The 19,670-nt window shown below is 61.2% G+C and carries 19 protein-coding genes and 2 tRNA genes; 2 read left to right on the top strand and 19 right to left on the bottom strand.

Features of this window, described 5'->3' with window-relative positions; all coding sequences use genetic code 11:
- Position 1: 1 nt before the first annotated feature.
- The 10 genes from cyoD to U6115_RS20580 all read right to left on the bottom strand — a co-directional run bounded on the left by cyoD (position 2) and on the right by U6115_RS20580 (position 8,399).
- Positions 2 to 322, bottom strand: coding sequence for a cytochrome o ubiquinol oxidase subunit IV (gene cyoD, locus U6115_RS20535; protein WP_043579273.1), 321 nt, complete (start codon positions 320 to 322; stop codon positions 2 to 4).
- On the bottom strand, positions 322 to 933 hold the full coding sequence (gene cyoC, locus U6115_RS20540; RefSeq protein WP_043579274.1) for a cytochrome o ubiquinol oxidase subunit III: 612 nt from the start codon (positions 931 to 933) through the stop codon (positions 322 to 324). The genes cyoD and cyoC overlap by 1 nt, the downstream gene beginning before the upstream one ends.
- A 15-nt stretch (positions 934 to 948) precedes the next feature.
- Positions 949 to 2,994 carry a cytochrome o ubiquinol oxidase subunit I gene (gene cyoB / locus U6115_RS20545; RefSeq protein ID WP_043579275.1) on the bottom strand — a complete coding sequence of 682 codons (2,046 nt, stop codon included), beginning with the start codon at positions 2,992 to 2,994 and terminating at the stop codon, positions 949 to 951.
- Between the two features lie 6 nt (positions 2,995 to 3,000).
- On the bottom strand, positions 3,001 to 3,894 hold the full coding sequence (gene cyoA, locus U6115_RS20550; RefSeq protein ID WP_230623425.1) for a ubiquinol oxidase subunit II: 894 nt from the start codon (positions 3,892 to 3,894) through the stop codon (positions 3,001 to 3,003).
- Positions 3,895 to 4,718: 824 nt separating this feature from the next.
- Positions 4,719 to 4,795: transfer RNA gene (locus tag U6115_RS20555), tRNA-Met, on the bottom strand.
- A 124-nt stretch (positions 4,796 to 4,919) separates the two neighbouring features.
- Positions 4,920 to 4,996, bottom strand: a tRNA-Met gene (locus tag U6115_RS20560).
- A 144-nt stretch (positions 4,997 to 5,140) separates the two neighbouring features.
- The gene (locus U6115_RS20565; protein WP_043579277.1) at positions 5,141 to 5,752 is read right to left on the bottom strand and encodes a thiol:disulfide interchange protein DsbA/DsbL; all 612 of its coding nucleotides are present in this window, start codon (positions 5,750 to 5,752) and stop codon (positions 5,141 to 5,143) included.
- 28 nt (positions 5,753 to 5,780) lie between these two features.
- Positions 5,781 to 6,539, bottom strand: coding sequence for an SPOR domain-containing protein (locus tag U6115_RS20570; protein WP_043579278.1), 759 nt, complete (start codon positions 6,537 to 6,539; stop codon positions 5,781 to 5,783).
- A 63-nt stretch (positions 6,540 to 6,602) separates the two neighbouring features.
- On the bottom strand, positions 6,603 to 8,105 hold the full coding sequence (locus U6115_RS20575; RefSeq protein WP_043579279.1) for a YifB family Mg chelatase-like AAA ATPase: 1,503 nt from the start codon (positions 8,103 to 8,105) through the stop codon (positions 6,603 to 6,605).
- A 6-nt stretch (positions 8,106 to 8,111) separates the two neighbouring features.
- A complete protein-coding gene (locus tag U6115_RS20580) occupies positions 8,112 to 8,399 on the bottom strand; it encodes an accessory factor UbiK family protein (RefSeq protein ID WP_043579280.1) in 288 nt (95 codons plus the stop codon).
- A 337-nt stretch (positions 8,400 to 8,736) separates the two neighbouring features.
- On the opposite strand from U6115_RS20580, the gene glnK reads away from it, so the two are divergent.
- Positions 8,737 to 9,075 carry a P-II family nitrogen regulator gene (gene glnK / locus U6115_RS20585; RefSeq protein WP_021478498.1) on the top strand — a complete coding sequence of 113 codons (339 nt, stop codon included), beginning with the start codon at positions 8,737 to 8,739 and terminating at the stop codon, positions 9,073 to 9,075.
- Between the two features lie 27 nt (positions 9,076 to 9,102).
- Positions 9,103 to 10,413, top strand: coding sequence for an ammonium transporter (locus U6115_RS20590; protein ID WP_043579281.1), 1,311 nt, complete (start codon positions 9,103 to 9,105; stop codon positions 10,411 to 10,413).
- A gap of 121 nt (positions 10,414 to 10,534) precedes the next feature.
- Here the strand turns inward: U6115_RS20590 and U6115_RS20595 are convergent, their stop codons facing one another.
- The 9 genes from U6115_RS20595 to U6115_RS20635 all read right to left on the bottom strand — a co-directional run bounded on the left by U6115_RS20595 (position 10,535) and on the right by U6115_RS20635 (position 18,667).
- Positions 10,535 to 10,954 (bottom strand): ClpXP protease specificity-enhancing factor, encoded by a 420-nt coding sequence (locus tag U6115_RS20595; RefSeq protein ID WP_043579282.1) that lies wholly within the window; start codon positions 10,952 to 10,954, stop codon positions 10,535 to 10,537.
- A 9-nt stretch (positions 10,955 to 10,963) separates the two neighbouring features.
- A complete protein-coding gene (locus U6115_RS20600) occupies positions 10,964 to 11,566 on the bottom strand; it encodes a glutathione S-transferase N-terminal domain-containing protein (protein WP_043579283.1) in 603 nt (200 codons plus the stop codon).
- Positions 11,567 to 11,716: 150 nt separating this feature from the next.
- A complete protein-coding gene (locus tag U6115_RS20605; protein ID WP_043579284.1) occupies positions 11,717 to 12,481 on the bottom strand; it encodes a cytochrome c1 in 765 nt (254 codons plus the stop codon).
- Between the two features lie 17 nt (positions 12,482 to 12,498).
- Positions 12,499 to 13,842, bottom strand: a complete 1,344-nt coding sequence (locus tag U6115_RS20610; protein ID WP_043579285.1) for a cytochrome b — start codon at positions 13,840 to 13,842, stop codon at positions 12,499 to 12,501.
- A 14-nt stretch (positions 13,843 to 13,856) separates the two neighbouring features.
- Complete coding sequence (gene petA, locus U6115_RS20615) at positions 13,857 to 14,441, bottom strand: ubiquinol-cytochrome c reductase iron-sulfur subunit (protein WP_043579286.1); 585 nt, start codon at positions 14,439 to 14,441, stop codon at positions 13,857 to 13,859.
- Between the two features lie 114 nt (positions 14,442 to 14,555).
- Complete coding sequence (locus U6115_RS20620) at positions 14,556 to 15,302, bottom strand: Nif3-like dinuclear metal center hexameric protein (protein ID WP_043579287.1); 747 nt, start codon at positions 15,300 to 15,302, stop codon at positions 14,556 to 14,558.
- Positions 15,303 to 15,423: 121 nt separating this feature from the next.
- On the bottom strand, positions 15,424 to 17,067 hold the full coding sequence (gene groL, locus U6115_RS20625) for a chaperonin GroEL (protein ID WP_043579288.1): 1,644 nt from the start codon (positions 17,065 to 17,067) through the stop codon (positions 15,424 to 15,426).
- Positions 17,068 to 17,116: 49 nt separating this feature from the next.
- On the bottom strand, positions 17,117 to 17,404 hold the full coding sequence (groES, locus tag U6115_RS20630) for a co-chaperone GroES (protein WP_043579289.1): 288 nt from the start codon (positions 17,402 to 17,404) through the stop codon (positions 17,117 to 17,119).
- Positions 17,405 to 17,560: 156 nt separating this feature from the next.
- Positions 17,561 to 18,667, bottom strand: a complete 1,107-nt coding sequence (locus tag U6115_RS20635) for an MraY family glycosyltransferase (protein ID WP_043579290.1) — start codon at positions 18,665 to 18,667, stop codon at positions 17,561 to 17,563.
- Between the last annotated feature and the right edge of the window lie 1,003 nt (positions 18,668 to 19,670).

Consider the following 19,670-nt stretch of genomic DNA (forward strand, 5'->3'; position numbering starts at 1 on the left):
CTCAGCGCATCATCAGCGCGTCGGCGGTGTAGATGATCCAGATCGACAGGCCGACCAGCAGCACGATCACCATGCCGGTGAACAGGAAGGAAATGCTGTTGAGCTTGCCTTCCTTGCTGAAGTCCAGGTGCAGGAAATACTTCAGGTGCACGATGATCTGCACCACCGCCAGCGCGAAGATGCCGAAGAAGGTGGCCTGCTTGGTGAAGGCGCCGCCCATCACCATCCAGAACGGGATAGCGGTGAGGATCACCGACAGCAGGAAACCGATGGCGTAGCTTTTCACGCTGCCGTGGCTGTTGTGCTCATGCGCTTGGCTCATCACATGGCTCCTTTCAGATACACAACGGTGAACACGCAGATCCACACGATGTCCAGGAAGTGCCAGAACAGCGACAGGCAGTTCAGGCGGGTCATGGCGCGGCCGGTCAGCCCGGTCTTGGCCACTTCCAGCATCATCACGCCCATCCACAGCAGGCCGGCGGTCACGTGCAGGCCGTGCAGGCCCACCAGGCCGAAGAAGGCCGACAGGAAGGCGCTCTTCTGCGGGCCGTGGCCCTCGGCGATCAGGTGGTGGAATTCATTGATTTCCAGGCCGATGAACGCCGCGCCGAACAGGAAAGTGACGGCCAGCCAGCCGAGAACGGCCGACTTGTTGCCCTTGTGGCCGGCGATCATCGCGAAGCCGTAGGTGATGGAAGACAGCAGCAGCGCCGCGGTTTCCACCAGCACGTACGGCAGCTCGAAGATTTCCTTGCCGGAAACGCCTTCGGCCACGTTACGGAACAGCACTGCATAAGCCGCGAACGCCGTCGCGAACAGGATGCAGTCGGTCATCAGATAGAACCAGAAGCCCAGGACAGTCTGCTTGCCGCTGTCGTGGTGCTCATGGTCGTCATGCGCGTCGTGCGCTTGCTCTACATAAGTCGTCATGTTTGATCCAGCCTGTTACACGGTGGTGGTCGGACGGGCGGCCTTCTTCGGCTTGGCCTGCTGATCACGCTCGGTGTAGTTGTCGACATCGATGCCCAGCTTCTCGAAGCGGGCGCGCTCGATGGCCTCCACTTCGTCAACCGGCACGTAGTAGTCCAGGTCGTTGTCGTAGGCGCGCGCCAGCATGAAGCCGATGATACCGACGAGGCCGACGATGGCCAGCCACCAGATGTGCCAGATCATCGCGAAGCCAAACACGGTGGAGAACAGGCCGATGAAGACGCCGGCCGAAGTGTTTCTCGGCATGTGGATGGGTTCGTAGGACTTCGGCACCGCGTAAGCCACGCCCTTTTCCTTCATATCGGTGAAGGCGTCGATGTCGTGCACCTGCGGCAGCTTGGCGAAGTTGTAGTACGGCGCCGGGGACGAAGTGGACCATTCCAGGGTATGGCCGTTCCACGGGTCGCCGGTTTCGTCCTTCAGCTCATTGCGCTTGATCACGCTCACCACGATCTGCAGCAGCTGGCAGCCGATGCCGGCGGCGATCAGCAGCGCGCCGAACAAGGCCACGTACAGCCACGGCTCGTATTCCGGGTTGGTGGTGTAGTTCAGGCGACGGGTCATGCCCATGAAGCCCAGCACGTACAGCGGCATGAAGGCGAACATGAAGCCGATCTGCCAGAACCAGAAAGCAGCCTTGCCCAGCTTGGGCTCCAGCTTGAAGCCGAACACTTTCGGGAACCAGAAGGCGAAGCCGGCCAGGTAGCCGAACACCGCGCCGCCGATGATGGTGTTGTGGAAGTGGGCGATCAGGAACAAGCTGTTGTGCAGCACGTAGTCGGCGCCCGGCACCGCCAGCAGCACGCCGGTCATGCCACCGATGGAGAAGGTCACCATGAAGCCAAGCGTCCACAGGATCGGGGTTTCAAAGCGCAGGCGGCCCTTGTAGATGGTGAACAGCCAGTTGAACAGCTTCACGCCGGTCGGGATCGAGATGATCATTGTCGCGATGCCGAAGAAGGCGTTCACGTTGGCGCCGGAGCCCATCGTGAAGAAGTGGTGCAGCCAAACCATGAAGCCCAGGATCGAGATCGCGCCGCTGGCGTAGATCATCGACTTGTGGCCGAACAGGCGCTTGCCGGAGAAGGTGGACACCACTTCCGAGAAAATGCCGAAGGCGGGCAGAACCAGAATGTAAACCTCGGGGTGGCCCCAGGCCCAGAACAGGTTCAGGTACATCATGGCGTTGCCGCCGGCTTCCGCGGTGAAGAAGTGGAAGTCCAGGTAGCGGTCCAGCGTCAACATCGCCAGCGCGCCGGTCAGGATCGGGAACGAGGTGGCGATCAGCACGTTGGCCCAGGTGCAGGTCCAGGTGAAGATCGGCATTTCCATCAGCTTCATGCCCGGGGCGCGCATCTTGATCACGGTCACCAGGAAGTTGATGGCCGTCAGCGTCGTGCCCAAGCCTGACAACTGCAAGGCCCAGATGTAGTAATCCACCCCCACGTCAGGACTGAATCCCAGTTCGGCCAGCGGCGGATAGGCCACCCAGCCGGTGCGGGCGAAGTTGCCGACGCCCAGCGACAGGTTGACCAGGATCACCGCCGAAACCAGCAGCCAGAAGCTCAGCGAGTTCAGGAAGGGGAAGGCCACGTCGCGCGCGCCGATCTGCAGCGGCACCACGATGTTCATCAGGCCGGTCATGAACGGCATCGCCATGAAGATGATCATGATCACGCCGTGGGCGGTGAAGATCTGATCATAGTGTTCCGGCGGGAAAATGCCGTGGCCGCCGCCGGTGGCGACTGCCAATTGGGTACGCATCATCAGCGCGTCGGCGAAGCCGCGCAGCAGCATGATCATGGCGACGATGATGTACATCACGCCGATTTTCTTGTGATCGACCGAAGTCAGCCACTCTTTCCAGAGATAGCCCCACTTGCCGAACTTGGTGATGAGCGCGAACAGCATCAGCCCCATCAGGCCGGCGCCTCCCAGCGCCCCCATGATGATCGGCTCATGGTACGGGATCGCGTCCAGAGTCAGTTTACCTAACCACATTAATCGTTACTCCTTGACAACCGGCGGGGTGATCGCGGCGCACAGTTCTTTGGTCATCTTGGCCAGCTTGATGGCGTCGTCGCTGTCAGCCAGCGACGGACGGGCGGCCATGTACTTGTGCACAACGGCTTCGAACAGGTAAGGCGTGGTCGAAGCGTAGTGAGCCACCGGGTTGTTCTCGCTAGGCTTGAGCAACTTCAGGTAGGCAGGCGCGTCCAAGGTTTGGCCGGAAGCCTTCACCTTGGCCACCCAGGCGTCGAACTCGGCCGGGGTCTTGGTGGCGATAGCGTTGAATTTCATGCCCGAGAAGCCGGCGCCGCTGTAGTTGGACGAGAAGCCCTTGTAGGTGCCCGGCTCGTTGGCGATCAGGTGCAGTTGCGTCTGCATGCCAGCCATCGCGTAGATCTGGCCGCCCAGCTGCGGAATGAAGAAGGAGTTCATCGCCGCGTCGGAGGTGATCTTGAAGCTCACCGGCGTATCGGCCGGGAACACCAGTTCGTTGACGGAAGCGATCTGCTGCTCCGGATAGATGAACAACCATTTCCAGTTCAGCGCGACTACCTGCACCTGGATCGCCTTCTTCTCCGACTGCAGCGGACGATACGGATCCAGTTCATGGGTGCTCTTCCAGGTCAGCGCGGCCAGGAAGGCGATGATGATGCAGGGGATCAGCCATACCACGATCTCGATCTTGGTCGAGTGCGACCATTTCGGCTCGTAAGCGGCATCCTTGTTGCTGGCGCGGTACTTCCACGCGAATACCAGGGTCATCACGATTACCGGGATCACCACCAGCAGCATCAGCGCGGTTGCCGTCAGGATCAGGGACTTCTGCTCAGCGGCGATATGGCCCTTGGGATCGAGAATGCCGCCTTGGCATCCCGAAAGCAGGGCTAACACCACAGGAGAGAGCCCCCACATCAAGCGGGAGGGTCTATGGTTTCTCATCTTACGACTTTTCGGGTTAAAAATCCTTCAACGCGCCGATGCGCAACAGGCGTTGCGAGCCACGCTCCAACGCCAGCGAAATGTTCACGCCAACCGGCCCAAACCTCCCGTCGGCGGGGAGGCGGTCGAACCGCCCGGCAAAACAACAGACTTTCAGGGCTCGCGGGAACCGCGATTGGCCAGACCGCATCCGTTTCCACGGCGGCTGCGCTCCGGATGGAAGCGACTCCACAATCGCTTCCGGACGATGACGTGACAGCTGAATGCTCACTGTCCGAGTGAAACGCCGGCAAAGGCGCGGGAAGACAGGAATTCGGCAACACAAACATCTGCCCGGCAACATGCACCGGGCGGGCGTATTAAAAACAGTTTTGCCTGATATTTCAAGACCCTTGACCAGGATCAAGCCCGCCCCGCCATCTGATATGCAATATGATTGACCGTAATCAAGGACGCCGGATCGGCAAATCTATAGCCGCGACAATGGTTTAGGACAATGTGCTTAACATGAACCGCCGCGGCGCGGCGTTGCAAATTGTTACAAAAAATATTCTCGCTCAAACAATCGCTGGGGGGGCATCGCTATTCATTGCACAGAATCAGGAAAACGAGAAAGAAAATTGCGCCGCGCCAACACAACTTTCCCATGAAAATCCAGCAAATGACGCAACAATATTTCAGCGCAAAACCAGCCGCGCCACACGGAGGCCGTGTTCGAAAGGCAGCCCTGAAATGCAAAAAGCCGAATCGTTGTCGATTCGGCTTTTTCTGAAACTTGGTTGCGGGGGCAGGATTCGAACCTACGACCTTCGGGTTATGAGCCCGACGAGCTACCAGACTGCTCCACCCCGCGTCAGAGAGATGCAATAATAATGAAATCATTTGCCGGCGTCAATAGCCTGGACCAAATATTTTCACTCGCAGCGAACTGCCATGAAAAAAGCCGAATCGCTTTCGATTCGGCTTTTTCTGAAACCTGGTTGCGGGGGCAGGATTCGAACCTACGACCTTCGGGTTATGAGCCCGACGAGCTACCAGACTGCTCCACCCCGCGTCAGAGGAACCAATATTAAACGGGCTCTTCAAATCCGTCAAGACTTATTTAAAAATAACTGCAAAATCAGCACCGGCAAGCCTGGGCCGCCGTCAATGAAAAAGGGCGGCCATCGCCGCCCCTTCCACAGTGCGGCCGCGCCGCTTACTTCTTCTCGCTGCGCGCCTTGGCGATCAGCTCGTTCATCACCACGATCATCCGCTCCGGCGTGCTGGTGGTCACCACGTACTTGCCGTTGACGATCACGGTCGGCGTGCCCTGGATCTGGTAATCGCGGGTGATCTTGGTCGCGCGCGCCACCTGGGCATTGATGCCGAAGGAGTTGTAGGTCTGCAGCAGCTTGCCGCTGTCGACGCCCTTCTGCAGCTTGACCCACTTGGTGAACTGCTCCGGGTTGGACAAATCGATGCGCTGCTTGATCTGCGCGTCGAAGGCCGGACGGTGCAGCTTGTCGAAGGTGCCTGTGGCGTTGAAGGTGGCGAACATCCGCGCGAAGCCTTCCATCGACTTCTGCCATACGATCTGCTCCTTGCGGAAGCTTACGTCGGCAGGCAGCTTGCCCGCCCAGGCCTGGAAAGCCGGATCATCGTCATAGCAGTGAATGCAGTGGTAGGAAAAGAACTCGATCACTTCCACCTTCTTGGGATTGGCCACCGGCTGAGGCGTGCTCAGCAGCGTGTAATCCTTGCCCAGCTCGATGGCGGCATTCGCCGCGCCGCTCACCGCCAGCAACACCATCAGCAACCATTTCTTCATTTTGTTTTCCTGTATTGGGAGATAACGACTACTCGGCTTTCACCACATTGGCGTTGATGCCGTCCTGTTTCAATTGGGCGCGCACGCGATCCACCTCATCCTGCCGGCTGAGCGGGCCCACTCGCACCCGGTGCACCATCCCCTTGTCCGGCACATTGACGGACTGGATCTTCGCCTCCACCCCCAATAACGCCAGCTTGGCTTTCAGGTTGTCGGCGTCGTCCTGGTTCTGGAACGCGCCCAATTGCAGATAGACCTTTTTGGCAGGCGCCGACGCGGAAGGTTCCGCGGCACGGCTGCCCTTGGCATCGGACGTCACCGCATCCACTTGGCCGGGCAATATCTTGTAGAAATCAAAGCGCTGATCGTTCTTGTCGCTCTTGGCCTGCTGGCCGGCGGGCGCCGCCTTGGGCTTGGCCTCATGCGGCGCGGGCGCCGGCGCGGCCGGCGGCGGCAACGCCACAGTGTCGGAGTCCAGCGTCGCCTGCTTGGGCTGCGGCTGCGCGGCAGCGGGCGCGGTAGCCGACGCGGCATCGGAAATGCGGGTGCCCGGAGCCAGCAGCTCGGTCGGCGCCTGCGAAGCCGCCTCCGGCTTGCGCTCGCCCTTGGCCTGGAACGGCGCCGGCGAGCGGTTGAGATACATCGCCAACCCCACCGCCACCGCCACGCCCACGATCAGGCCGATGATGATGCCCGCCATCATGCCGCCGCCGCCGCTGCGCGACGAGGACGAACTGCTGCGTCCGCGAGAGGGACGGGGGGAGTTTTTCAGATCTCGATTAGCCATTCACCACTACCGCTATGTCAAACGGACGGCAAGCATGCCATCCGGGTTGGATTGAGAATTCTATCAGGCGTTGCCCTGCATCACGCGTCGGAGCTGGATCGCCTGCAATACATGGCTGCGGCCTATCTTCGCCTCGCCTTGCAAGTCCGCGATGGTGCGCGAAACCCGCAGTATCCGATGATAAGCGCGCGCCGACAAGCCAAGCTGCTGCAAAGCCTTGCCCAGCACGGCCAAGGCATCCGCGCTCGCCTCGCAGTGCCGCTCCAGCTCCGCGCCTTGCAAGGCCGAATTCAGGCCGCCCTGGCGTCCCAGCTGGCAAGTCCTGGCGGCATGCACACGCAACCTCACCTGCTCGCTGCTTTCGCCCGGACTGGCCGACTGCAATTCGGCCGCCGTCAGCGCCGGCACCTCTATATGCAGGTCGATTCTGTCCAGCAAGGGGCCGGAGATTTTACCGCGATATCGCCCCACCTGCTCGGGCGTGCACTGGCAGCGCCCCGATGGGTGCCCATGATAGCCGCAGGGGCATGGGTTCATCGCCGCCACCAGCTGGAAGCGCGCCGGAAAGCTGGCCTGGCGCGCCGCGCGCGAGATATGGATCACCCCGCTTTCCATCGGCTCGCGCAGCACTTCCAGCACGCGGCGGTCGAACTCCGGCAACTCGTCGAGAAACAGCACGCCGTGGTGCGCCAGGCTGATCTCGCCAGGCCGCGGGTCGCTGCCGCCGCCCACCAGCGCCACCGCGGAAGCGGTGTGGTGCGGCGCCCGAAACGGACGCAAACGCCAGTTCGAGGCCAGAAACCCTTGCGAGCCCAACGACAGCAGCGCAGCGGACTCCAGCGCCTCCTGTTCGGACAGCCGCGGCAACAAGCCAGGCAGCCGCGCCGCCAGCATCGACTTGCCGGTGCCCGGCGGCCCCATCAGCAGCAGGCTGTGACCGCCGGCGGCCGCGATCTCCAGCGCGCCGCGAGCCGCTGACTGGCCTTTGACATCCTGCAGATCCGGATAGTTCGGCCAGGCTCCGCCGTCAGCCGGAACCGAGGGCTGCAAGGTTTGCAGCCCGTTGAGAAACGCGCAGGCCTCCAGCAGCGAACGCACCCCGTAAATCTGCGCCTCCGCCACCACCGCGGCCTCTGCCGCGCTGGCAGCCGGCAGCACGAAGGCGCGGCGGGCCGCATGGCACTGGCAGGCCATCGCCAACGCGCCGCGCACCGGGCGCACGGCGCCGCTCAGCGCCAGCTCGCCGGCGAATTCATAGCGGGAAATGTCAGGATTTTGCACTTGGCCGGACGCCAGCAGGATGCCGATGGCGATCGGCAGGTCGAAACGGCCGGAATCCTTGGGCAGATCGGCCGGGGCCAGATTGACCGTGATCTTGCGCGCGGGAAATTCGAAGCCCGAGGTCAAGATGGCGGCGCGCACGCGGTCGCGGCTTTCCTTGACCTCGGTATCGGGCAAGCCGACGATATTGAACGCCGGCAGGCCATTGGCGAGGTGGACCTCGACGGCCACCTCCGGGGCGTCAAGCCCGGACAGCGCCCTGCTCGCCACCACCGCCAATGTCATGGCGACTCAGGAGTGGCCGAGTTCCGACTGCTCCTCCACCCGGGCAGCCGCCTCATCGGGAAAGGCCGCCGCCTCGACGCGCGCCAGGCGCGCTTCCAGCGCCGCCAGCTGCTCGCGGGTACGCGCCAGCACCGCCTGCTGGACATCGAATTCCTCGCGCGTCACCAGATCCATCCGGGAAAAGGTGGAAGCCATCATGGCCTTCACGTTCTTTTCCAGGTCTTTGGCCGGGCTGGCGGCGATGGTTTCGCTGATCTTGGCGCTGATTTCTTCAAACAGTTTCTGGCTCAACATGGTGACGGCTCCTGCGTGTGTCTTGATCTATGGCGAGTGTAGCAAAAAGCCGCGCCGAACTCGCGTCTTCCTGTCCCCATGGGCATCGATTCCCTCTTTCCGCTGGCCGTGGCTCGCCCTCCCTCAGCAGGCAGGCATGCTGCGGCGCAACGGCGCACCAAAACGGGGCAGACTAAACAGCCTCTGCGCACAAGGAAAGTGCCAGAAAGGCCAGAGCGGCTTTTTTTGCGGCGCACAACAATTCAATCTGCGCCCGCGCTCGCCTGGCACGATTCATGCATAACAGCCAGGCAGCCAAATCGTTGTCCCTCACTTGATCGTCCGAGAAGGAGCCGCCATGAAACTCGTCACAGCCGTGATCAAGCCGTTCAAGCTTGACGAAGTCCGCGAAGCCCTGTCCGCCATTGGCGTGCAAGGCGTCACCGTATCCGAGGTAAAGGGTTTCGGCCGCCAGAAAGGCCATACCGAACTCTACCGCGGCGCCGAATACGTCGTGGACTTCCTGCCCAAGGTAAAGCTGGAAATCGCCATTGACGACGCCCTGCTGGACCAGGTGGTGGAAGCCATCGAAAAGTCCGCCCGCACCGGCAAAATCGGCGACGGCAAGATCTTCGTCTACGACCTGGAGCAGGTGATCCGCATCCGCACCGGCGAAACCGGCGCCGACGCGGTCTGACCGCTGTGTGAAACTGGGGAAACCATAATGAAAAAGATACTCGCTGCAATGTGCGGCGGCCTTGCCGCCCTGTCTCTGCCGGCCCTGGCCGACGCGCCCGCCGGCCCGGCCGTGGCCGCCGCCAAGGTGATCAATTCCGGCGACACCGCCTGGATGCTGACCTCCACCGCCCTGGTGCTGTTCATGACCATTCCCGGCCTGGCGCTGTTCTACGGCGGGATGGTCCGCAAGAAGAACGTGCTGGCTACCCTGATGCAAAGCTTCGCCATCACCGCGCTGGTGACTGTGCTGTGGGCGGTGATCGGCTACAGCCTGGCCTTCACCGTCGGCACGCCCTACCTGGGCGATCTGTCGCGCTTCATGCTGGACGGCATGGTGTACATGAAGGACGCCGGCAAGCTGGCCGTGCACCCGCTGGCCGGCACCATACCGGAATCGGTGTTCATGACCTTCCAGATGACCTTCGCCATCATCACCCCGGCGTTGATCACCGGCGCCTTCGCCGAGCGGATGAAATTCTCGGCGATGCTGGTGTTCATGGCGCTGTGGTCGTTGCTGGTATACGTGCCGGTGGCGCACTGGGTGTGGGCGCCGGGCGGCTGGATGGGCGACAAGGGCGTGCTGGACTTCGCCGGCGGCACCGTGGTGCACATCAACGCCGGCGTGGCCGGCCTGGTGACCGCGCTGGTGCTGGGCAAGCGCGTCGGCTTCGGCAAGGAGGCCATGCCGCCGCATAACCTGATCCTGACGCTGGTGGGCGCCTCGATGCTGTGGGTGGGCTGGTTCGGCTTCAACGCTGGTTCGGCCGGCGCCGCCGACGGCCGCGCCGGGATGGCGATGGTGACCACCCAGGTCGCCACCGCGATGGCCGCGCTGGCCTGGATGTTCGCCGAATGGGCGACCAAGAAGAAGCCGTCGGTGCTGGGCATCGCTTCCGGCGCGGTGGCCGGCCTGGTGGCCATCACCCCGGCCGCCGGCTTCGTCGATGTCAAGGGCGCGCTGATCATCGGCCTAGCCGCCGGCGTGGTGTGCTTCTGGGGCGCCACCGGCCTGAAACACGCGCTGGGCTATGACGACTCGCTGGACGCCTTCGGCGTGCACGGCGTCGGCGGCATCCTGGGCGCGCTGCTGACCGGCGTGTTCGCGGTCAAGGACATCGGCGGCGCCGACGGCAGCCTGGCCACCCAGGCGCTGGGCGTCGGCGTCACCATCGTCTACTGCGGCATCGTCACTTTCATCCTGCTGAAGCTGGTGAACCTGGTGATCGGCCTGCGCGTGGCGGAAGACGAAGAACGCGAAGGGCTGGACCTGGTGCTGCACGGCGAGCGCGTGGAGTAAGCCGCCGGCCAAGCCAAGATTGTTGTGTAAGGGACTTGCGGGGCATTCGTGCCCCGTTTTTTTTGCGCGAGCAAAGAAAAACCGGCGCGGCGGCCGGTTTGGTCGCAGGCGAAACGCCCGCTTATTTGACGATGCGCAGGCTGGGCCTGCCGCTGGGCCGGTCCGGCCCCGGGTCCCCGCCCGTCGGCGGATCGGCGTCGGCCGACTTGGCGTCCTGCTCGGCCTCGGGCGACGGCTCGACCTCGAACCCCATGCCCTCGCCGGTTTCCCGCGCGAAAATCGACATCACGTTGCCGATCGGCACCCAGATATCGCGCGACACGCCGCCAAAGCGCGCCGAGAACGACAGCCAGTCGTTGTCGATCCGCAGATTCTTGGTGGCGCCTTCGGCGATGTTCAGCACGATCTCGTTGTTCTTCACGTATTCGAGCGGCACGTCGGTGCGCTCGTTGACCCACACCACCACGTAGGGGGTGTAGCCGTTGTCGCCGCACCATTGGTGCAGCGCGCGGATCATGTAGGGCTTGGTGCTGGAGCTCATCGCGTCACCTTACTTGCGCATGGCCTTTTCGGACGGAGTCAGCGAGTCGATGAAGGACTGGCGCTGGAAAATGCGTTCCGCGTATTTCAGGATAGGCGCGGCGCTCTTGCCCAGATCGATGTTGTAGTGCTCCAGACGCCACATCAGCGGCGCGATGGCCACGTCTATCATCGAGAAATCGTCGCCCAGCATGAATTTTTGCTTGGAGAAGATAGGCGCGATGGTGGTCAGGCCGTCGCGAATCGCTTCGCGCGCCTTGGTCGCTTCCTTGCCGGTGGCGCCGGCTTCCAGCGTTTTCACGTAGATGAACAGCTCGTTCTCGAAGCGGTGCAGGAACAGGCGCGCGCGCGCGCGCATCACCGGGTCGGCCGGCATCAGCTGCGGGTGCGGGAAACGCTCGTCGATGTATTCGTTGATGATGTTGGATTCGTGCAGGATCAGATCGCGCTCCACCAGAACCGGCACTTCGTTGTACGGGTTCATCACGGCCAGATCTTCCGGCTTGTTGTGGATATCCACGTCGATGATTTCGAAATCCATGCCCTTTTCGAAGAGCACGATACGACAGCGCTGGCTGAAGGGGCAGGTGATTCCGGAGTAGAGGGTCATCATGGCGGAAATAATCCTTGACTAACAATGAATTGATGTAGCAGGGCATTCTAGCACCTTCCCACCCCCATTTGCCAGCTTTTCAATACAACATCATGATTACAAAAGAAAAAAGGCGGAATCGCTTCCGCCTTTCCTTCTACCGCCGCGCGCTTAATGCACGTCGCGCCAGTATTCCTTCTTCAGCAGGTAAACCAGCGGGAACAGCAGCAGGCCGAGGAACATCAGCACCACGTAGCCGATCTGCTGGCGCTGCACCTGGGCGGGCTCGCCCATGAACACCAGAAAGTTGGTCAGATCGGTCATCCGCTTGTCGTACTCGACGGTGTTGGCCTTGCCGTTTTCCAGCTTGGTCAGGGTGCCGGCTTTCACCAACTGCAGCTTGTGCACCTCGTTGCCCTCGGCGTCCTTCTCGGTCTTCAGCACCTGCTCGCCTTGCCATTCCCAGAAGACGTGCGGCATGCCCACCTTGTCGAACACCAGATTGTTCCAGCCGGTGGGGCGGGATGGATCGCGATAAAAGCTGCGCAAATAGCTGTACAGGTAATCGGCGCCGCGCGAGCGGGCGATCAGCGACAGATCCGGCGGCGTGGCGCCGAACCAGTTCTTGGCGTCCTTCTTGTCCATCGCGATATTCATCTGGTCGCCGATCTTGGCGCCCTCCGGCAGCAGGTTGGCCTTGATCTGCTCTTCGGTCAGGCCGATGTCCTGCAGCCGGTTGTAGCGCAGCATGCTGGCCGAGTGGCAGGACAGGCAGTAGTTGACGAAGATCTGCGCGCCGCGCTGCAGGCTTTCGGTGTCCTGGATGTCGATGTCGGCCTTGGCCAGCGCCGGGCCGCCCTCGTTGGCCAGCGCAGGCGCCGCCAACGGCAGCGCCAGCGCGGCGGCGGCGATCAGGTTGCGGATCGTGTTGTTCATTTTCCTTATCCCCTTGCTTACACGTTCATGGCGAACAGCGCCGCCAGGAACACGGTCAGCAGCACCAGCACCACGAACTGGATCTGCCGCTTGGCGTTGGTGTCGGTGACGCGCTCCGGCACCGGGATGCTGCCGACATCGTTCTTGGTGTAGAACGGCATGCCCAGGAAGAAGGCGAAGTAGACCACCGAGAAAATCTGCGACAGCGCGGTGCGCAAACCAGTCGGCGGCATCGCGCCCAGGATGCCCAGGCCGATGAAGGCGGCGATGAACAGCGCCAGCGCGATCTTGAACTTGGGTCCGCGGTAGCGGATGGATTTGATCGGCGAGCGGTCCAGCCACGGCAGGAAGGCGATCAGCACCACCGCCGCGCCCATCGCCAACACGCCCCACACCTGGGTGCCGGCAAACGACGGCACCGCGCGCAGAATGGCGTAGAACGGGGTGAAATACCATACTGGCGCGATGTGCGGCGGGGTTTTCAGCGGGTCAGCCTGGTCGAAATTGGGGTGCTCGAGGAAGTAGCCGCCCATTTCCGGCAGGAAAAACACGATCGCGGAGAACACGATCATGAATACCACCACGCCCAGGATGTCCTTGATCGAGTAATAAGGATGGGAGTAGATGCCGTCCAGATACAGGCCAGTGTTCGGATCCTTGGGTTGCTGCTTGATTTCCACGCCGTCCGGGTTGTTGGAGCCCACTTCGTGCAGCGCCATCAGGTGGGCCACCACCAGCGCCAGCAGCACCAGCGGCACCGCGATCACGTGCAGCGCGAAGAAGCGGTTCAGCGTGGCGTCGGACACCACGTAGTCGCCGCGGATCCATACCGACAGGTCGGGGCCGATCACCGGGATGGAGCCGAACAGGTTGACGATCACCTGCGCGCCCCAGAACGACATCTGCCCCCAGGGCAGCAGGTAGCCCATGAAGGCTTCCGCCATCAGGCACAGGAAGATCAGCGTGCCGAACACCCAGACCAGTTCGCGCGGCTGCTTGTACGAGCCGTAGATCAGGCCGCGGAACATGTGCAGGTACACCACCACGAAGAACATCGAAGCGCCGGTGGAGTGCATGTAGCGGATGATCCAGCCGCCCGCCACGTCGCGCATGATGTATTCGACCGAGGCGAAGGCGACCGGGATGCCGGCGGCGTTCAGCGTGCCGTCCGGCTTGTAGTTCATGGTGAGGAAGATGCCGGTGACGATTTGCAGCACCAGCACCAGCATCGCCAGCGAGCCGAAGAAGTACCAGAAGTTGAAATTCTTGGGGGCGACGTATTTGCCCCATTGACTTTCCCACAGGGCGGTCAGCGGGAACCGCGCATCCACCCAGTTGAGCAGCTTTTGTGCTTTGTTCATTTTTCGCCCTCAGCTTATTTGTCGTCGCCAATCAACAGGCGGGTGTCGGACAGATACTTGTGCGGGGGGATTTCCAGGTTCTTCGGCGCCGGCACGCCCTTGAACACGCGGGCGGCGAGGTCGAACTTGGAACCATGACAGGGGCAGTAGAAGCCGCCCAGCCATTCCGGCCCCAGATCCGCGGGCGCGAGATCGGGACGGAAAGTGGGGGAACAGCCCAGGTGGGTGCAGATGCCCACAGCCACCAGGTATTCGGGTTTGATCGAGCGATGCTCGTTCTGGCAGTACTTAGGTTGCTGATCCACCTCGGATTGCGGATCGACCAGCTTGGGGTCGTTCTTCGGCAGGTTCTTCAGCTGCTCTGGCGTGCGGTTGAGAATCCATACCGGCTTGCCGCGCCATTCGACGTTGATCTTCTGTCCCGCTTCGATCTTGCCGATGTCGACCTCGACCGGCGCGCCGGCCGCCTTGGCCCGCTCGGACGGGAAGAAACTCAGGAAAAACGGCGTGGCCGCGCCGACCACCGCCACACCCCCAACAGCGCTGGAAGCCACCGTCAGAAAACGACGGCGCCCCGTATCGACTTGCTGTTCACTCATTACAGTCATCCTCAATCGTGGAAATCGAGCCCTTAACCGCTGGATTTTACCCGATTACTAGTAGGGACTTGAAGCTTCTATGCAAATAAATTGACCAGGACGCCAGCAACTTGCTTAAACTGGGTTTAAAACATCAATAAATTCGACATTTATGCCAGAGAATTGCGCCAAATGCTGCCCAAGCGCCTGGATGCCGAAGCGTTCCGTGGCATGATGCCCGGCTGCGATGAATGCGACATCGCACTCGATCGCCATGTGGTAATTCTGTTCCGACGCCTCCCCGGTAATGAAGGCGTCCACCCCCAGCGCGATGGCGTCGGCGAAAAATCCCTGCGCGCCGCCGGTGCACCAGGCCACTTTGCGCACCGGCTTGTCGCCGCGCCCCAACAGCTGCGCATCCCGCCCCAGAGCCGCCGAAACATGGCTGGCGAAGGCCTGGGCAGCGCCACCACCGCGCCAGTCGCCATGCCACAGCAGGCCCTGCTCCCCCGCCTGGCCGACGGGCTCCAGCCCCAGCACCTGCCCCAGCTGCGCGTTGTTGCCCAGCGACAGGTGCCCATCCAGCGGCAGGTGGTAGGCCAGCAGACTGATGTCGTGCTGCAGCAGGGTGCGGATGCGCTGCTTCTTCATGCCGCAAACGCGCGCGTCTTCGCCTTTCCAGAAATAGCCGTGGTGCACCAGGATCGCGTCGGCGCCGCGCGCCGCCGCCGCATCGATCAATGCCTGCGACGCCGTCACGCCGGTCAGGACCTTGGCCACTTCCGCCCTGCCCTCCACCTGCAAGCCATTGGGCGCGTAATCCTTGTAACGCCACGGCTCCAGCCAGCCGTCCAGCAGACTCTGCATTTCGCTCAACAACATCGCGCTCTCCTTTCAATATCTACCATTTCGCCTATTTTGCCAGATGCATGCCGATTTCCCGCCGAAAAACAAAAAACCCCGCTCAAGGCGGGGTTTCGTTTTTCAGCAGGAAAAGCCGAGCTTACATCATGCCGCCCATGCCACCCATGCCGCCCATGTCCGGCATGCCGCCGGCAGCCGGCTTGTCTTCCGGCAGTTCGGCGATCATGCAGTCGGTGGTCAGCATCAGGCCGGCTACGGAAGCCGCATGCTGCAGAGCGGAGCGGGTCACCTTGGCCGGGTCCAGCACGCCCATTTCCAGCATGTCGCCGTATTCGCCGGTGGCGGCGTTGTAACCGAAGTTGCCCTTGCCTTCCAGCACCTTGTTGACCACGACCGACGGCTCGTCGCCGGCGTTCTTGACGATCTGGCGCAGCGGAGCCTCGATGGCGCGCAGCACGATCTTCACGCCGGCTTCCTGTTCGGCGTTGTCGGTCTTCAGGCTGTCCAGCGTAGCGCGGGCGCGCAGCAGAGCCACGCCGCCGCCGGCTACCACGCCTTCTTCAACCGCGGCGCGGGTGGCGTGCAGCGCGTCTTCGACGCGAGCCTTCTTCTCTTTCATTTCCACTTCGGTGGCGGCGCCAACCTTGATCACGGCAACGCCGCCAGCCAGCTTGGCCACGCGCTCTTGCAGCTTTTCGCGGTCGTAATCGGAAGAAGCTTCTTCGATCTGGCGGCGGATTTCACCGACGCGGGTCTGGATGGCGGCAGCTTCGCCGGCGCCGTCGATGATGATGGTGTTTTCCTTGCCCACTTCGATGCGCTTGGCTTGGCCCAGCATGTCCAGCGTGGCTTTTTCCAGAGTCAGGCCCAGCTCTTCGGCGATGACGGTGCCGCCGGTCAGCACGGCGATATCCTGCAGCATGGCCTTGCGGCGGTCGCCGAAGCCCGGAGCCTTGACGGCAACCACTTTCAGGATGCCGCGGATGGTGTTGACCACCAGGGTGGCCAGCGCTTCGCCTTCGACGTCTTCAGCGATGATCAGCAGCGGGCGGCCCGACTTGGCCACTTGCTCCAGCACCGGCAGCAGATCGCGGATGTTGGAGATCTTCTTGTCGAAAAGCAGCACGAACGGATTGTCCAGAGCGGCAATCTGTTTGTCTTGGTTGTTGATGAAGTACGGGGACAGGTAGCCGCGGTCGAACTGCATGCCTTCCACCACGTCCAGCTCGTTGTTCAGGCTCTTGCCGTCTTCAACGGTGATCACGCCTTCCTTGCCGACCTTGTCCATCGCGTTGGCGATGATTTCGCCGATGTCGCTGTCGGAGTTGGCGGAAATGGAGCCGACCTGGGCGATTTCCTTGGAGGTGGAGCAGGGCTTGGCGATCTTGGCGATTTCGCCGACCAGCGATACCACAGCCTTGTCGATGCCGCGTTTCAGATCCATCGGGTTCATGCCGGCGGCAACGTACTTCATGCCTTCCTGCACGATGGCTTGCGCCAGCACGGTGGCGGTGGTGGTGCCGTCGCCGGCCACGTCGGAAGTCTTGGAAGCCACTTCCTTAACCATTTGCGCGCCCATGTTCTCGAACTTGTCCTTCAGTTCGATTTCCTTGGCGACGGATACGCCGTCCTTGGTGATAGTCGGCGCGCCGAACGAGCGGTCCAGCACCACGTTGCGGCCTTTCGGGCCCAGGGTAACCTTGACGGCGTCGGCCAGGATGTTGACGCCAGCAACCATTTTGCTACGCGCGGAATCACCGAATTTTACGTCTTTAGCAGCCATTCTCTAACTCTCCAGAACTCAGTATATGAAGTGGGGGTAAGGGTCGGATTTACTCAACGATGCCCATTACGTCTTCCTCGCGCATCACGAGGACTTCGTCGCCGTCGACCTTGACGGTCTGACCGGAATACTTGCCAAAAATCACTTTGTCGCCAACTTTCAGATCCAGCGAACGACGCTCGCCGTTCTCCAGGATCTTGCCGTTGCCGACAGCGAGAACCTCGCCCATGTCCGGCTTCTCTGCAGCGGCGCCCGGCAGAACGATGCCGGAAGCGGTCTTTTCTTCAGCCTCGAGGCGCTTGATAACAACACGGTCGTGCAGGGGACGGATTGCCATTAGATCTCTCCTAATACAGTGGCTGTTTGAGAGTTGAAAACCAGAAATATTCAAGTGTGCGGATAGGTGGATTAGCACTCACCGCTTGCGAGTGCTAATAATAGGGACGACAGGGAGGCTTTTCAAGAGGGGACAAGCCCCTCTCGCAAGGCAAAGTCAACGGGAGGGAGCCGAGCGGCGCAACACCAGCCAGCGCGGCGTGCGAAAGCGGATGATCATCCGGTACACCATCACGTATGCCACGGCGAACAGCAGGCAGAACCCCATCAGCACATAGGTGTGACGCCAGAACAACATCGCCGGCGCCACCGAAGCCGATGACAGCGCCCATAAGTAGGGAGAAGTCAGACTGTTGCGCAAGGTGAGGTGGCCGGCATCCTTCGAACCCACCATCCAGCGCACCAACCGCTTGTACACCAGCATGTGCAGATGCAGGCCGTCGGGCAGGCCAGGCGACATGCCGCGCAGAATCTTCTTGCGGTAGATCGAATACAGGGTTTCGAACACCGGATAGATCACGCACAGCAAGGGAAACCAAGGCGACACCTGCGGATGCCGCGTCACCAGCAGCACCGCCACTTCGGCGATCATGAAACCGACCAGATAGGCGCCGCCGTCGCCGGCAAAAATCAGCCCGCGCGGGAAGTTCCAAAACAGGAAACCGGCGATGGCGCCGATCATCGCAAAACAAACCCCCAGCAGCATCGTATCCTGCACTTTGAAAGCGACATAGGCCATCGCCAGGAAAATGAAGACGGCGACCACACCGGATAGGCCGTTGTAGCCATCTATGATGTTGACCGCGTGCGCCACGCCGCCTACGGCTATCACCGTCAAGACGAAGGAAAACAGGGTGAAATTGACCAGAAGGCTGTCAATCACCGGGATGTCCAGCCGATGGAGCCCAGCCTGCAACGAAAAATAGCCAAGTCCCGCCGACACAAAAGTGGCGAGCAGACGCGGCAGCGGTCCCACTTGCTTGGTCATGTCCTCCATCAGTCCAGCCGCGAACGCCGGTACGGACACCAACAACAGCAACAGCGCCGTGGCATCCGACAGCGACCAGGACAGCACACCGCATCCGGCCAACAAGCCCGCCGCCAGGGGAACCCCTCCCACCCTGGGAACCGGCATCGCATGGAATTTTTGCACTCCTCCAAGATCGTGATCAGACGTGAAGCGCTCATGCAAATGGCTGAAGTGGATCAGGAACATCGCCATGAACAGAGACAGGAAAGTTGAAATTATCAAGATCTGCAGCATAATCCTCGCCAACTGTTTGATTGAGAACGCCAGACCGGAAGTCTCCTCGCCGGAGCCGCCGGGGGCCGAACACCCAAACACATTGCCAAGCCATGCTCTTGGCAATGACCAGTTACATCGATACTTAAACTGCCACGCCAACCACTGCCTCAGGCCATCTCAAAGCAATCGCAAGATGCCCCGCCCCCCCGCTCCGCATGCGTCACGCGGAACGCCCAGCCGCGTCGCAGCCAAGCCAAACTGATGAGAAAAAAACATACAGAATCCAAGCGCTGCGCCCACAGCCGCAGATGCCGGCAGCTTGCGGCCTAGACGCTGCGCCCCATTCCGCCGTCAAACCATCGGCATCTGGCTCGACGCCAGGCCAAAGCCAATCTCGTGCCATTTACAAAATATCATGCGAAAAGCGTCCACGCCCATAGAATTAAAATCACAAAAAATAATGTCGGAGAAATCACCATTCACTATAAATATATCAACCTTCCGTCAATTCTTTGTGTGATTTTTTATTCAACGACACGGCACCGTCACATTAATTTCATATCTCTACGGCTCCGGCCGAAACATGTCAAACACTGCCATAGCTCGCGAAACAGGGCAACATTGTTGCGGACCTTGCGCGACCGCAATGCCAAATAGACATAGCAAAACCCGACATGTCTTGCCGCAATCCCCCGCATCCCCCGCCCTTTAGGTCACAAAACTTGTCCCAAATATATCGATGCGGAAAACCGGCAACGCTTGGTCCAGCACCGCCGCCCGGCATCGTAACGCAAGCCCCATATCGCCCTTGCGCTTTCTCGCCGACTCGATTTATTCTAATCCCGCTTCGCCGGTCTTCACGAGCGGATTCAAGCGGACAGCGAAGCTCCACGACAGAAGCCATCAGCAAGGCCTAATATTTAACGATGTTGCACTCGCCTCGCGCCGTTCACTATCTGGGCATGAGAGCGATGCGATTCTTAAAGAAGAGCCCAAAAAATTCAGCTTGCCGGCACGTCGA

Origin of the sequence: Chromobacterium subtsugae, from assembly GCF_035919665.1 — a bacterium.
Lineage (GTDB): Bacteria > Pseudomonadota > Gammaproteobacteria > Burkholderiales > Chromobacteriaceae > Chromobacterium > Chromobacterium subtsugae.

What these genes read in the sequence shown, in the direction of transcription:
- cyoD (WP_043579273.1), bottom strand. Translation starts at nt 322, where the DNA reads ATGAGCCAAGCGCATGAGCACAACAGCCACGGCAGCGTGAAAAGCTAC.
- cyoC (WP_043579274.1), bottom strand. Translation starts at nt 933, where the DNA reads ATGACGACTTATGTAGAGCAAGCGCACGACGCGCATGACGACCATGAG.
- cyoB (WP_043579275.1), bottom strand. Translation starts at nt 2,994, where the DNA reads ATGTGGTTAGGTAAACTGACTCTGGACGCGATCCCGTACCATGAGCCG.
- U6115_RS20565 (WP_043579277.1), bottom strand. Translation starts at nt 5,752, where the DNA reads ATGAAGAAATGGTTGCTGATGGTGTTGCTGGCGGTGAGCGGCGCGGCG.
- U6115_RS20570 (WP_043579278.1), bottom strand. Translation starts at nt 6,539, where the DNA reads ATGGCTAATCGAGATCTGAAAAACTCCCCCCGTCCCTCTCGCGGACGC.
- U6115_RS20575 (WP_043579279.1), bottom strand. Translation starts at nt 8,105, where the DNA reads ATGACATTGGCGGTGGTGGCGAGCAGGGCGCTGTCCGGGCTTGACGCC.
- U6115_RS20580 (WP_043579280.1), bottom strand. Translation starts at nt 8,399, where the DNA reads ATGTTGAGCCAGAAACTGTTTGAAGAAATCAGCGCCAAGATCAGCGAA.
- glnK (WP_021478498.1), top strand. Translation starts at nt 8,737, where the DNA reads ATGAAACTCGTCACAGCCGTGATCAAGCCGTTCAAGCTTGACGAAGTC.
- U6115_RS20590 (WP_043579281.1), top strand. Translation starts at nt 9,103, where the DNA reads ATGAAAAAGATACTCGCTGCAATGTGCGGCGGCCTTGCCGCCCTGTCT.
- U6115_RS20595 (WP_043579282.1), bottom strand. Translation starts at nt 10,954, where the DNA reads ATGAGCTCCAGCACCAAGCCCTACATGATCCGCGCGCTGCACCAATGG.
- U6115_RS20600 (WP_043579283.1), bottom strand. Translation starts at nt 11,566, where the DNA reads ATGATGACCCTCTACTCCGGAATCACCTGCCCCTTCAGCCAGCGCTGT.
- U6115_RS20605 (WP_043579284.1), bottom strand. Translation starts at nt 12,481, where the DNA reads ATGAACAACACGATCCGCAACCTGATCGCCGCCGCCGCGCTGGCGCTG.
- U6115_RS20610 (WP_043579285.1), bottom strand. Translation starts at nt 13,842, where the DNA reads ATGAACAAAGCACAAAAGCTGCTCAACTGGGTGGATGCGCGGTTCCCG.
- petA (WP_043579286.1), bottom strand. Translation starts at nt 14,441, where the DNA reads ATGAGTGAACAGCAAGTCGATACGGGGCGCCGTCGTTTTCTGACGGTG.
- U6115_RS20620 (WP_043579287.1), bottom strand. Translation starts at nt 15,302, where the DNA reads ATGTTGTTGAGCGAAATGCAGAGTCTGCTGGACGGCTGGCTGGAGCCG.
- groL (WP_043579288.1), bottom strand. Translation starts at nt 17,067, where the DNA reads ATGGCTGCTAAAGACGTAAAATTCGGTGATTCCGCGCGTAGCAAAATG.
- groES (WP_043579289.1), bottom strand. Translation starts at nt 17,404, where the DNA reads ATGGCAATCCGTCCCCTGCACGACCGTGTTGTTATCAAGCGCCTCGAG.
- U6115_RS20635 (WP_043579290.1), bottom strand. Translation starts at nt 18,667, where the DNA reads ATGCTGCAGATCTTGATAATTTCAACTTTCCTGTCTCTGTTCATGGCG.